The organism is Dorea sp. OM07-5, from assembly GCF_003481355.1.
GTDB classification, from domain to species: domain Bacteria; phylum Bacillota; class Clostridia; order Lachnospirales; family Lachnospiraceae; genus Dorea_D; species Dorea_D hominis.
The window spans coordinates 1-13,998 of the sequence record NZ_QUKZ01000028.1; the positions used below are offsets into that span (position 1 = coordinate 1).

The following is a 13,998-nucleotide window of genomic DNA, read 5'->3' on the forward strand; positions in this document are numbered from 1 at the left end:
CAATGGAGCAGGGGGCAGAAAGCGGAAAGAAATTAATCAAGCTGAAACCGGAGCAGGCCGCCCTTGCCAAGGAGAATGGTAAACGGCAGGTGAAAGCAGCACCGAGAGTGGTAAAAGTATCCGGTCTGTCTCAGGAGAAAATAAAGACACAAGCATCCATGCAGAAACAGCAGATGGAAAAAAGTCTTCAGGCGATGCAGAAAGCAAGAGCAGTCCAGATGGCAAGAAAATCAGCACAGGCATCGACAGAAAGTGGAAAAGCAGTCTTTCAGGTAACTGGAAAGGGTTCAAAGTTATCCGTACAGGGAATTACAGCAGCGATTCAAAAAGGGGGAGTAGCTCTTGAAAAAATGGGAAAATGGATTGCTGCCGGAGGCGGTGCATTTCTTCTGGTATTTATTCTGATTGTGGGAATCATTGCAGGAGCAGCTTTCAGCAGTAGTTCGGAAAGCTCTGAATCCCTAAGTGAAGAAGTGCTTGCGTATATTTCTGTGATACAGCAGTATGCATCCCAATACGGCATTCCGGAATATGTGTCTGCGATACAGGCCATCATGATGCAGGAATCTGGAGGCAGGGGAACAGACCCGATGCAGTGTTCGGAAAGTCCATATAATACAAGATTCCCACACACTCCTGGTTCTATTACTGATCCGGATTATTCGATAGAGGTTGGAGTACAGACCTTTGCAGACTGTATCAGTCAGGCAGGATGTAGTAGTCCACAGGATATGGACAAGTTAAAACTTGCATGGCAGGGATATAACTACGGAAACGGATACATAGGATGGGCGTTGCAAAGAGGCGGATACACAGAAGCTAATGCTTTACAATTTTCGCAGGAGCAAGCAGCTTCACATGGATGGAGCAGTTACGGTGATCCCGAATACGTTCCACATGTGATGAGGTATTATTCTGGTGGCAGCCTGTTTGCTGATTTGTTTGGAAATCAGCAGATTGTTTCGGTGGCAATGGGGCAGATTGGAAACAGCGGTGGTCAGAAATTCTGGAGTTGGTATGGATTCGACAGTCATGTAGAATGGTGTGCCTGTTTCGTGTCATGGTGTGCCAATCAAAGTGGCTTAATCGAAAGTGGAAAAGTTCCGAAGTTCTCATTGTGCAGTTCCGGTGTTACCTGGTTTCAGGGAAAGAACAAATGGCAGAGCGGTGGAACAACCCCATCAGTCGGAATGATTATTTTCTTCGACTGGGATCACGATGGAACATCAGACCATGTAGGAATTGTAGAAAAATGTGAAGGTGGAAGAGTTTACACGATTGAAGGAAATTCCAGTGATCAGGTACGGCAGAGAAATTATGAAGTAGATTATGGAGCTATTATGGGGTATGGGAGGAGTTGGTAAAAAGTTATATGATTGTTAATGTGTTTGAAAAGTAGAAAATAAAATATCATTAAAGGAGAAATATTCATTAGTAAAACAAAAGTAGGATTAACCTTAAAGAAAATGTGGATTAATCCTACTTTTTATTGATACAATGTAAAATGACTATGTATTAAGCCGGTAACCAATCGGTTAACCATTTTTCATAAGTAATAGACCAAAGTCGTTTTTGCTTTTTCCCCTTATATGTACGATAACGCCATTCAACTCGTTCTGCTCTTGAAGTAGAAGATAATTTTTGATAATGATCTTGCAAAGATGATTCGGCAAAAACAGGTGTTGTATAAGTCTGTAATAGAAATACTGCCCCTATTAAATAGGTAAAAAGTGTAAAAATAAATTTTTTGAAATTCATAATTAATTGCTCCCTTCTATGATTTCGTATTTTGAATATTTTTTAGAATGAATTTCATTGGGTGTTAAGTTTTGTGAGAATGTTCCATTAATATATAATTTATATTCATTGGGGGAGGTATGTAAAATTAAAGTAGGCCCCGGTTCAGTAGTCATTTTTTCATCAGGTTGTAATATGATAAAATAGGAACTCGCAAATAGTAAAACGGTAATACAGTAACATAGGAAAGTTCTGTTTTTATTTAATTTTTTTGTATTCAAGATCATTTCAAAGCGTTGACGAGTCAAGGAATATGCTGAATGATTTACAAATGAAGCAGTTAAATATTTTTTTGAAATTGTAAGAGAAGTATTTCGTTCTCTTAGTACTTTTAATATTGTTTCTAAATACTTATTTTGCATCTCTAAAGAATAATTTTGAGCTAATTTTGAGTCGCATCGCAATTCTAACATTTGATCAATATTTTTCCGCAATATATACATAATTGGATTCCACCAAAATAGCGCAGTTAAAAATAATAAAAGCATTTTAATGAAAGTATCATGTAATTTTATATGTTGTACTTCATGATCTAAGATAAATTTCCACTCATCAGGGGAAAGCATATAATTTGGAAAATATATATGGCATTTATAAAATCCCCATACTTTAGGGACATCTACTTCCGGAGAAATTTTAATAATCACCTTTGGTTGCATATAATTAGAACATAAAGTTTCTAGTGTAGGACATGGTGTACAATTTAAGTGATTTAATTTATAAATTTCAAGTATAGAAGTAGATAGATAATAAAATAAAAATAAGACAGTTCCTATTCCCCATAATAATAATAAAAATTGATATATGTAAAGTTCATTTCCAATTTTTAAAACTAAAAAATATTTTAATGGTCTATATATTTGATGAATATCGATTATTTTTGCGTTATACAGATCAATTGGTAATATGAGTCGTATAAAAGCGAGTAAAGATGAAAGCAAAAGTAAATTTATACCATATCTTATAATAAAAGCTGTTTTATTTCGGTTTAAAATTATAATGAGAGCAGCAAAATTAAATAAAATAAAGCTACTAAGCAGCGAAAAAATACTGATATTAAGAGCTTTCATAGGTTATTTCCTCGATTTAATTAAATTTTCTAATTCAGTTAGTTCAGAATCTGAGAAAGAGCCTTCTTGTATCAGTTGTGAAAATACTTTATATGGTTCAGCATTTTTTGTAATGTTCATTAATAGATTTGAAAAGTAGAACCGTCCTTTCTCTGTAGGCGCAAAAGTACGTCCAAATCCTTTTCCAGTACGTATGAAACCTGCTTCATAGATAGCCCCCTTTTTTAATAAACTGTTCAATAAAATATGAATAGAACCATCTTTCCAAGGTTTGTTTTCTAAGGCATGGTTTAAAATTTCTGATTTTGATAATGGTTTATCTGCATCTAATAATATTTCTAAAATATTAGATTCACTTTTGGTCAATTCCATAAAACAGTACCTCCTTTCTAGTTAAAGTATATAATAAAAAATACATTATTACAATGATATAGATATAATAATAAAAAAAAAATGCAATTATAAAAATATTAATCAATAATACTATTGACATTTCATTAAAATAATTATATGGTTTGTATATAAATTAACGGAAAAATGTATTATATTGTTAGAATTAACCAAAAACTTTGAAAATATAAATAAGAAAATAGAGTGGGACTAGTGATTAGAATTAAAAAATGAGAAATTGTATTAATAAATCATAATAACGAAATATAAATCGATGGGTTTTGGTAATTTGTTTATAATTGGGGGAAGGTGTATAAGAATAAAATATTTAGATATTGCAATAATTGTATTGCTGAAACAAGGCATGTCAATTATACATAGGCGGAACGTAAACAAATAATATGTTAAATACTTTAGAGAAAGGGATTACAAAATGAAAAGAGAGAAGATTACACAATAATTAAAAAAGGCAATTTATTTATCAGAAAGAAGTATTGGGAAAGGTATACCGGCATTGTCTCAAAAAGTAATTAAATCTGAAAATTAAAAAAGGTTAAATTTTAGATATTTTACGAAGGGAGGTTGTGTACATATTTGATTATGTACAAAGGAAAAGATGAGTAAAAATTACACAATTGGAAAACAGGTAGAATCGTGGAAAGGGAATACAGCACAGTCACTTACTTTTATTGTTACAGCAGATTGCAATTTAAGATGTAAATATTGTTATATTACACATAAGTCATCAAATAAAAGAATGTCGTTCGAAGTGGCAAGGAAATTTATAGATTATGTTTTAAATTCTCCAATACACAAGCAGGAAGCAGTCATTTTAGATTTTATTGGAGGAGAACCATTATTAGAAACTAGGCTAATAGATCAAATTTGTGATTACTTTAAGTTAAAAACTTATAAAATGAACCATGACTGGTTTTGGAATTATAGAATTAACATTTGTACAAATGGAGTTAACTATTCGGATGTAGAAGTTCAACGGTTTATAAAAAAGAATTATGGAAAATTATCGTTAGGAATTACAATTGATGGAACAAAAAAGAAACATGATTTGCAGAGAGTATTTCCTGACGGGTCTGGATCTTATGATGTAATTAAGAAAAATATTCCGTTATGGTTAGAACAATTTGAAGGAGCTACAAAAGTAACATTTGCAAGTGAGGATTTATGTTATTTAAAGGAAAGCATTATTGAATTATGGGAAATGGGAATAAAAGATATTGCGGCCAATGTTGTGTTTGAGAATGTATGGAAACCAGAAGATGATAAAATTTTTGAAAACCAGTTAAAAGAGTTAGCAGATTATATTATTGAGAATGATCTGTATGATAAATATAGTTGTACATTGTTTGATGATTATATAGGAAGTTGTTATAGTGAAGATGATTTAATTAATACAAGCTGTGGAGCAGGAAAGATGTTAGCAGTAGATCCAGACGGTAACTTATATCCTTGTATGAGATATTATGATTATTCGCTTAATAATAAAAAAGGATATGTTATAGGCGATATAGATAATGGAGTCGATTTTGAAAAAGTACGTCCATTTGGAACGTTAATGTATAAGTATCAAAGTGATGAAGAGTGTTTAAATTGTGATATTGCAACAGGGTGTACATTTTGCCAAGGATTTAATTATGATGAAGCGGAAACAAATACAAATTTTGTTCGAACAAAATATATATGTAAAATGCATAAAGCACGGGTAAGGGCAAATGATTACTATTTTTCTTTACTTTTAAATAAAAAGGGAATTGACCGGGAAAGAAAACTTGAACGAAAACGACAAATGTATTTTTTGTTGGCTAATGACGTTCCTTCTATTTGTTCTTATAATTGTGGGAAAACTGTGGAAGAGATGTATATGAGTGAAGAACAAATAATGAAAGGGCTAGAATATTGTAGAGAAAATTTTATTACACCTGTATTTGTTCATGGAAGAAAATTTGATAATTATAATGAATCTAAAAAATATGAGCAGTATACAATTACACATATTTATGCAGCAAATAGGATAGATGACGCAAATCTGGAAAATGATTCAATTTTGGTATGTGATAATTCTTTTATGGAGGCAGACAAACAAGATAATATTATATTTAATATAAGTGCTGAAGAAATAAAAGGAATGGCAAAAAAAATAATTTTTTTAATGGGTAAAGTTAATCGAATAAATATTAATATTCAAAATATATCTCCGATGTTTGATTTTTTTACATATGAAAAAGAATTAGAAGAAATAGCAAATATGATTAATAATTATTTAGTTAAAGAAGGTGTTTTAAAAGAAATTAATATTCTTACGGATATTTTCTTCTTAAAAAAGCATGAAAATTGTGTGGCAGGTACTGATTTATTAACATATGCACCCAATGGGAAAATATATATTTGTCCGGCGGAATATTTTGAAAATTCAGAGAAGGGAAGTGTTGGAGATTTAAATACAGAAATAAAAATTCCTAACAGGCATCTTTATACGAAAGAGTATGCACCAATATGCAAAAATTGTTCTGCATATCAATGTGAAAATTGTTTTTGGATTAATAAAAAATATACTTATGAAGTTAGTGTGTCTCCGAGTTTTCAGTGTAAAAAGGCAATGATAGAAAATAAAATTTCTTATAAATTACAGAAAAAGATAGGAAGAAAAATAGAATGCTATAACCAACTAGATAATGACGGATTTAAGGATCCATATTTAAAAATGGATGGAGCTGGAACAAATCTTGGTTATTATACAGTAATGTGAGGAGAAGAAAAATGCTAAAAGTGGGAAAAATTACAGAAGAAGAAAATAAAGAAATATCTGATATACATGAAAAATTGATTGCATTAAATAATTTACTACTATTAGAAAATTTATCGAGTGAGATAAATAGTAATTTAAGTGAAGATATAAGAAAATATCAAAATATGTTTAATAAATGGTGGGAAAGTAAGTCAAAAAAGTATCAGTGGGAAGGAAGAGAAAAAGGAAACTGGGTTGTAGACTTTAGTACAGGAGAAATATATTTAGAAGAAAATAACATAAATTAAAATATATGTTATTAATATACAAAGAAAGGAGGAGCAATATGAGTAGATATGAAAGTAAAGTAGGAAAAAAAACCATGACAACAGTTTTATCAGGATGTACTTGTAGTGGTGGATGCAATCTGAAATGCACAGGTGGATGTAAATATGGTTGCACAAAAGGTTGTCAAGCAGTCTGCTATGTTGGTTCTTATAAGTTCCTTAAAAATTAGGTAGACAATAGCAATGTAAAGAGGTGAAACTATGAGCAGATATACGAGCAAAATTCAAGGTACGTACAGTACTGTTATTACACCAAGAGGATGTATAGTGTGTAGTAATAACTGTTTACAAACATGTTCAGGTTCATGCCATGGAGATTGTAAGAAAACGTGTTCGGGAGGATGCGCAAAAAACTGTAAAGGTGGTTGTACCGGTCTTAGTAACAAAATTTAGTTATTCAAAATTAGGAGAGGGAGAAATCCCTCTCTTTAAAGGATTAGGCATATGAAAATATTATTGAAAATATTAAAAAAAAATGCGCGTAATAGTATTGTGTGTGTTATGAGTGCTATTTTAGTTGCAATTATGTTATTTGTCTTTCTAGGAGTTAAAGAATTGGTTCTTGGAACAATGAGTATGGAAGAAAGGGTTCGGTCGCAACAAGGAATTGCGATTCAAACGTACATGTATATATTGCTGTTTATTGGTCTGATTTTGATCAGCTATACAGTAAGCAATTATAGCCGGATAAGAATCAAAGATTATGGAATGTTTATGGTATTCGGAGAAGAAAAGAAAGATATTATCCGGATGATAATTCTGGAATATGGGATTATATGTGGTATTTCGTGGCTGATTGGGTGTGTAGTGGGAACGCCTTTTGTAATTCTTCTTCAGTCTATATTCAGAAAAGAAGGGATTCAAACAGTTCAAGATCCATGCTGGTTTCTAAAGAATATTGGAAGTACATGTTTTTATATGTGTGTTATTTTGTGCATTGCAGTAATCATGAATATAATAAAAATTCAAAACAATTCACTGGCTTCGCTTTTGAATACGGAACAGAAAAGGGGGACGGTTCCGTCTGTTAAAGCAAGCGTGATAGGTGCGATTGCAGGGCTGATCTGTTTTGTGTTTGCAATTATTCTTTTTTCGAAGGTTCCTATGACATATCCACGTATGAAATATGGAGTTCTTTTTTCGCTGACCGGATTATATCTTTGGTTTACTTATTTGGGAAATGTTATATTGCGATGGGTGAAAAAGAAAGAAAAATGGTATGACAGACATATTCTTACGCTAAAAACGTTGTATCACAGATTTTCAGAAAATAAAAATATAATTTTAATTGTTTTTATTATTAATGTATTTGTATGGGTGATTGTAAATATCAATATTATAGAATACGGTAATCTTTCTTCCGAGTATTTATGGAAATATCCATATAATTATGTATGTATGACAGAAGAAAAATATACAGACGAAATTCATAAGGTTATAAAAGAACCAGATGAAAAAATAGATGAATATGCGTATATTCCGCTCATAAGCAATGATGGAGGAGAATATGTAGGTATTTCGGAGGATTCCTATAACAAACTTACAAAGAATAAGAAAGAGCATATCAAACAGGGAGAGGTAAAGGCAGTTCTGGAAAAATCAAAACAAGACGATGAAAACATGTTTCAGGATAAACATGTTTATTTAAAAACAGCAACAGGAATGTGTAAATTTGCGATAAAAAAAGAAGTGAAAGAAGTTTTATTTGTTGCTCAACAGTCGGATATTATACGAATTCTGGTTATGAATAATAGTGATTTTGATATGCTTAGATCTTTGCAGAAAAAGAATACGGTTATTATGACGCAGCAAACAGAAAAAGAGACGGCGATTGATGAGGGCAAATTAAAAGTATGTGAAAAGAAATATGAGATAATTGGTTTTTATAAAGGCTCATTGATGAAAGAAGACAGACAGGATGATTTGACAACTCTTATCTTTTACATTTGTATTGGTGCATTTTTGATTATTAGTGGAATAATGATTTTATCTATAAAAATATGGTCAGACATTTCTAATGTAAGTATGAAATATGGATTCTTGAAAAAAATAGGCATGGAGACCAAAGAAATAAAGAAAAATGTGAAAAAGGAACTTTCGCTTTCTTTATGGATCGCATTTATACTTTCGATTGTAATAAGTGGTGGTGCTTTGAGTCATATTACATGGAACGTTGATTGGCTCTTGAAAAAACAGGTGTTGATAACATTTTTTGCACTGTTATTATTCCAGGCCGGGTACATTATCTTATTGAGAGAGTATGGATGGAGACTTGCTAATCAGCAAATTCAGAGTGAAAGAAGGGAAAAGATATGGAAGTGATCAGCGGAGAGAAAATTGTGAAAAGTTACGGTAAGTTTAAAGTGTTAAAGGGTATTAATTTGAATGTACAGGATGGCGAATTTGTAGGAATTATGGGAAAATCAGGAAGTGGGAAGACGACACTTTTGAAAATTCTGGGACTCATTGAATCTGTAACAGATGGGGCACTTTTATACAAGAAAGATGAAATATCAAAACTGTCAGATAAAGAACTTGCGAGAATACGAAGAGAAGAATTGGGATTCGTATTTCAGGAATTTTATTTGATGGACAGCCTGGATGTTTTTGAAAACATTATGTTGCCTTTCTATATCAGCAAAACGGTAGATGATGCCAAAAAAGAAAGAGCGAGAATGCTAATGGATCAATTCGGGATCAGGCTTTTGGAAAAAAAGATGCCAACTGAACTGTCAGGAGGTGAAAGGCAGAGAGTTGCTATTTGCAGAGCATTAATAAATGATCCAGAGATTATTTTCGCAGATGAGCCTACAGGAAACCTTGATTCGAAGTCCGGAAAAGTGGTAATTGAAGCGCTGAGAGAAATAAATAAAAAAATGAATAAAACAATTGTCATGGTAACACATGATCCACAAATGGCAAGTTGGTGTGACCGCATTGTATTATTGAAAGATGGAAGAATTATAAATGAATTGAAGAAAAAGATTGATCAAAGTGACTTTTATAGAGTAATCATAGAAAGTATGGTTGAATTGTAGTGAAAACTTATATATTATTAAAAAAATTTTTTAAGGAAAAAATAGGTTATATAATATTATTAAGTATTGTTATTATATTGGGAATAATATTGGAGAGTATTAATCCATATTTATTTGGGAAAATTATAGACAATATTAGTAAGAATAAAAAAATGGTAATGGGTAGATATTTTTTTTGGTATACGGCCATTTTGTTTAGTATTCAAATTTTAGGATGTTTTGAAAAAATACTTGGGAAAAGTATAGTTTTAAATATTGTAAATAGAATCAAACATACACTTTTTGGATGTGTAGTAGCTATGCCTTATTATAAGAGTCAAGAATTTGAACAAGGCGAATTATTAAATAGAATAGAATTTGACGCATCAATTATTGTAGATTATTATATGGATTTTGTTAGTAGTATTTTTATGATTATAGGTAATTTTTTTATTTCATTATATTTTTTAATGAAAATTTCTAACATTTTAACATTAATATCCGTTGTGCTCATATCTTTAATGTATATAGTAAATATCCTGTTTAAAAATACTGTAAAAAAATTACAAGAAGATATTAAAATCTTTTCAGATCAATACTATAGTTGGTTGCAGGAAAAGATTTCAAATCTTTTAGGAATTAAAGTATATCAAGAAGAAAAAAAGGTTAGCAGAAAATTTAGTGATTTATTATCCAAAGAATATAATCTATATATGGAAAATGAAATAGTTGATTCAAAAATAGAATTTATTCGTGGAATAATTAATTTGTTATTGGATGTTTCAATTCTTTTTATTTCGATAAAATATATTGAAAAAGGGGAAATGACAATCGGAGGATTAGTTGCATTTAGTACTTATTTATCAAAATTACTGATAGCGATATCTAAAATACTTGATATCAATATAAATAAACAGGCAGTAAATATTAGTTATCAAAGAATAAGTTCTTTGCTTGAAAAAAATATATATCCGAAAGAAGAAAAATATATAGAAAAAATTAATCAAATTTCGTTTGACAGTGTATCTTTTGGTTATAATAAAAAATGTGTATTAAATAATGTAGCATTTGAACTGAAAGAAGAAGGTATTTATTCATTTGTTGGTGAAAACGGTAGTGGGAAAACTACAATATTATCTTTAATAGAAAAGTTATATTCATGTCAAAAAGGAAAAATAAAAGTAAATAATATTTTAATAGATGATATTAATACAGATTGCTATAGAAAAGAAATAATTTATTTGACGAAAAAACCATATTTTATTAATGGAACAATTTTAGAAAATATAAAAATAGGAAATGAAAATGTGACAATGGAAGAGATACAAGAAGTATGTAAAAAAATAGGTATTCATAATTATATTATGGAATTGAAGGAGGGATACAATTCTTCAATAGGGGAAGAGGGAAAAAAATTGTCCAGTGGACAACGTCAAAAAATCGCATTTGTCAGAGGATATTTAAGAAGGGCTTCTGTTGTTTTATTAGATGAAGCTACATCTGATGTAGATGGACAAAGTGAAAAGAATATGTGTAATCTAATAAAAGAAATGTCAAGACGAGCAATAATAATTAATATTAGTCATAGAGAACTAAGTGTAAAGATGAGTAAAAAGATATTTTTTCTTCATGGAGGAGAGATTATAGATGAAGGAACACATGAGGAATTGTTAAATAGAAATAAAAACTATGAAGAGTTATTTAGTAAGTATTCATAAATGAATTAAAGGTATCAATGTAGAACATTTAGAACTTATGCCAGAATAAATATATTTAAGCATTTAAAGTGTATATGAAATATCGGAAGAATTCTAATGGGGGTACAAAAACAATTAACTTGAATTTGCGATATAGTTGTTGCAGGCGGGAAATGAAATTCAAGGCGTGATATTAAGGATACATAGATGCTTTAGATTGTATGAAAGAGGGAATGCTATTTAGATATTAAAAATATAAAATTCTGTTAAAAGTGACTGGAAGATAATTGTTAAATAATACAATCTGACAGTCATTTTTATATACTTTTCCTTATTTAGGGAGGCGAGATAAAAGGAGAAGGCGTATTTGCATCAATGGAAGCGACTAAAAAAACAAAAAAGTAAGAAGAAACAAAGTGTTGTAATCGTACAGGTTGCAGCACTTTTTTTTCCGACATTTTTCGAAAATGGTAAGACTGTATCAATACGTTCACCGCCATGTTCCGATTTGATTTCTATAGAAATCCAGATCGGAGGAAAAATAAATGGCTTATAACAAAGCAAGCGAAGAACGAAAATGGCATTATTGGAAAGAACGGGAAGAAAAGAAACTGCGTGAACTGGGCATGGACGAAGAGAAGATTCGGAAATTAAGACAGATGGACTGGGAAGATTTTCTGGAAGAACGCAGATACCGGGAACGGCTGGAAGAAACGATGCAGGAGATTGATACAGGAAAACCAGAGGACGGTGAACCGTTTGCAATGGATGTCCGGGAACTCTTAGATCATGTGGGAGATAGACGGTTGTATGAACTGTTAAAGGATACGGAGCATCAGACACTGGAGATACTTTTGCTTAGTACATGGGGATATTCGATTAAGGAAATCGCAAGTATTATGGGACTTCCGAAGGATACCGTTTATACGAAAAGAAAGATTTTGCGGAAAAAATTGAAAAAATTTTAAATTTTGAGACAAAAATGACGAATTTCGTCGGCTATTTAATAGGCAGGTAAATTTTGCCAGTGTACTTTGAAAATCCTATACCAGCATTACAGGTACGTTCCCGTAAGTAGAAGCGTGTTAGGAAGGCGCGAGGACAGATGAAAATGACAGGAAAGAATATAAAAAATTCTTTGCTGGTGTTTTTGTTTCGAGCGAATCAACTTTAACTGAAACAGGATCGTGGCGGTCTTTTGCGAGGATCACTTACGAGGGGATAATGATACATAGGAACTGCCAGTGAGCAGAGGATGGACTTTGGGTTGTAATCAGCAAGACCTTTAGAAAATCCATGAGCGGTGCAATGCCAAGCATCCGCCTGTAATGTTCCCGTAAGGCAATTGGGGGAGTCGAGGACAAATACAACGCCAAAAAACAAAAGTATAAGAAATCAAGGAAGAATGTGTCGTTGATATCAGATACATGCGGCTGTAGGGAGAAATTCTTTACAGCCGCATTGATGTGGTATCAGCACGCATATCAGGTAACAAATAATGTATTACACAAAAGAATATTTAAAAAGAGCGCATCGTGAAATTGATACGATCTTCCGGGTACTGTTTCCGGAGCATGGAATGGCAGTAAGGGAAGAACAGATTATGTTATGCCACAAAATGCTGGATAACCTGCTGGGAAGAAACATAGCACTGTGTGACGCGGGTGTCGGTATCGGCAAGACGTATGCCTATCTGGTGGCCTGTGTTCTGATGAGAAAATATTCCCTCCTTGCAGAAGGATGTTCCCCTTATGAGCAGCGTCCGGTCGTGATATCCACTTCCAGCATTGCACTCCAGAAAGCAATTCTTACGGAATATATCCCCTTTCTCTCCCGGATTCTTCAGGAGAACGGGACGATTCAGACTCCTATCAAAGCTGTGATACGAAAAGGAAAAGAGCATTTTGTCTGCGATGAGAGGTTGGCGCAACGAATCGTTGCAATCGAAGAGAAAAACAAAAATGCGTTGCAGAAAGAAGCTCTGCTGTCGTTGAAAGAACATTATGATATGGACGAAGTGTCTAACTTAAGTGGGTTTGACAGAAGGATGGTAAGTGTACCGAAGTTCTGTTCGGGAGACTGCCCGAAAAGAGGTTCATGCAGGTATCAGCAGTATCTGGAGCGTTCCAGAGATCATGAAATGTTCATTCAGATCTGTAATCACAATTATCTGCTGGCTGATGGTTATCACAGGCTGCAGGATTACCGCCCGTTATTGAAAGATTACCGGGCATTGATTATAGATGAAGCACACAAACTGCCGGATGCAGCAAAGCAGATGTTCGGGAAGAGCCTATGTTATGACGATATCCGGGAAATCTGCTTTTATCTTGGAAAAGAATATCAAGGATCGGAGATAAGGAAACTGTCCGGCGCGATCCGGATGGTGCTGGACATCATAGGAGAAAACCACAGAACCAGATATGGGATAAAAGAAGAATTCCACATGACAGAAGAGTGTGAAATGTATTTATATGAGGGGATACAGACCATGAATAAGATTATAGAAAAGTTAGAAAAGAAGATTCCAAAGTGGATCAGAAACAAGCTGGAAGAAACCAGAAGTGTACTGGAATGTTTTTTTCATCAGGATAAGAAGTATGTGCTGCATCTAAAGCAGGACCATGACCACCGGATTATATTGTGTGCATCCAGCAGACGGATTCCGCAGTACCTTGACCAGATGTTATGGAGCAGAGGTATGGGAGCGATTCTTACAAGCGGAACTTTAAAAAACGGACAGGGATTTTCCCACATTCGGAAAATGACAGGATTACAGAGAGTGCGGAGAGTCCGGGAATATGTGGCAGACTCCCCGTTTGAATATCAGAAGAACTGTCTTTTATATCTGCCTAAGAATTTGAAAAAATCCAGAAGAGGAAGTCAGGAAGAGGCGGAGATGATAGCAGGCCATATCCATTCACTGATCTGTTCGAC

At 32.8% G+C, this 13,998-nt stretch carries 12 protein-coding genes; 9 read left to right on the top strand and 3 right to left on the bottom strand.

The window, feature by feature from the left end; all coding sequences use genetic code 11:
* Positions 1 to 1,364, top strand: a 1,364-nt coding sequence (locus DXC04_RS14900; RefSeq protein WP_118661292.1) for a lysozyme family protein, incomplete at its 5' end; no start/stop codon positions are given.
* Between the two features lie 151 nt (positions 1,365 to 1,515).
* Here the strand turns inward: DXC04_RS14900 and DXC04_RS14905 are convergent.
* The 3 genes from DXC04_RS14905 to DXC04_RS14915 are packed head-to-tail and all read right to left on the bottom strand — an operon-like array spanning position 1,516 to position 3,239.
* Positions 1,516 to 1,758: a hypothetical protein gene (locus tag DXC04_RS14905; protein WP_118661293.1), complete on the bottom strand. Its 243-nt coding sequence runs from the start codon at positions 1,756 to 1,758 to the stop codon at positions 1,516 to 1,518.
* Positions 1,759 to 1,760: 2 nt separating this feature from the next.
* Positions 1,761 to 2,867 carry a M56 family metallopeptidase gene (locus DXC04_RS14910; protein ID WP_118661294.1) on the bottom strand — a complete coding sequence of 369 codons (1,107 nt, stop codon included), beginning with the start codon at positions 2,865 to 2,867 and terminating at the stop codon, positions 1,761 to 1,763.
* Positions 2,868 to 2,870: 3 nt separating this feature from the next.
* Positions 2,871 to 3,239 (bottom strand): BlaI/MecI/CopY family transcriptional regulator, encoded by a 369-nt coding sequence (locus tag DXC04_RS14915; RefSeq protein WP_118661295.1) that lies wholly within the window; start codon positions 3,237 to 3,239, stop codon positions 2,871 to 2,873.
* A 634-nt stretch (positions 3,240 to 3,873) separates the two neighbouring features.
* On the opposite strand from DXC04_RS14915, the gene DXC04_RS14920 reads away from it, so the two are divergent.
* From DXC04_RS14920 to DXC04_RS14955, 8 genes are all read left to right on the top strand, one after another.
* Positions 3,874 to 6,021, top strand: a complete 2,148-nt coding sequence (locus DXC04_RS14920; RefSeq protein WP_118661296.1) for a radical SAM peptide maturase, CXXX-repeat target family — start codon at positions 3,874 to 3,876, stop codon at positions 6,019 to 6,021.
* Between the two features lie 11 nt (positions 6,022 to 6,032).
* On the top strand, positions 6,033 to 6,308 hold the full coding sequence (locus tag DXC04_RS14925; RefSeq protein WP_118661297.1) for a CXXX repeat peptide modification system protein: 276 nt from the start codon (positions 6,033 to 6,035) through the stop codon (positions 6,306 to 6,308).
* A 38-nt stretch (positions 6,309 to 6,346) separates the two neighbouring features.
* Positions 6,347 to 6,517: a hypothetical protein gene (locus DXC04_RS15645; protein WP_158580525.1), complete on the top strand. Its 171-nt coding sequence runs from the start codon at positions 6,347 to 6,349 to the stop codon at positions 6,515 to 6,517.
* 274 nt (positions 6,518 to 6,791) lie between these two features.
* The gene (locus DXC04_RS14930) at positions 6,792 to 8,669 is read left to right on the top strand and encodes an FtsX-like permease family protein (protein WP_118661298.1); all 1,878 of its coding nucleotides are present in this window, start codon (positions 6,792 to 6,794) and stop codon (positions 8,667 to 8,669) included.
* On the top strand, positions 8,660 to 9,385 hold the full coding sequence (locus DXC04_RS14935; protein ID WP_118661299.1) for an ABC transporter ATP-binding protein: 726 nt from the start codon (positions 8,660 to 8,662) through the stop codon (positions 9,383 to 9,385). Before DXC04_RS14930 ends, DXC04_RS14935 begins: the two co-directional genes overlap by 10 nt.
* Positions 9,385 to 11,082, top strand: coding sequence for an ABC transporter ATP-binding protein (locus DXC04_RS14940; protein ID WP_118661300.1), 1,698 nt, complete (start codon positions 9,385 to 9,387; stop codon positions 11,080 to 11,082). The genes DXC04_RS14935 and DXC04_RS14940 overlap by 1 nt, the downstream gene beginning before the upstream one ends.
* A 524-nt stretch (positions 11,083 to 11,606) precedes the next feature.
* Complete coding sequence (locus DXC04_RS14950; RefSeq protein ID WP_118661302.1) at positions 11,607 to 12,029, top strand: sigma-70 family RNA polymerase sigma factor; 423 nt, start codon at positions 11,607 to 11,609, stop codon at positions 12,027 to 12,029.
* Positions 12,030 to 12,559: 530 nt separating this feature from the next.
* The coding region (locus DXC04_RS14955) for an ATP-dependent DNA helicase (RefSeq protein WP_118661303.1) at positions 12,560 to 13,998 on the top strand (1,439 nt) is incomplete at its 3' end.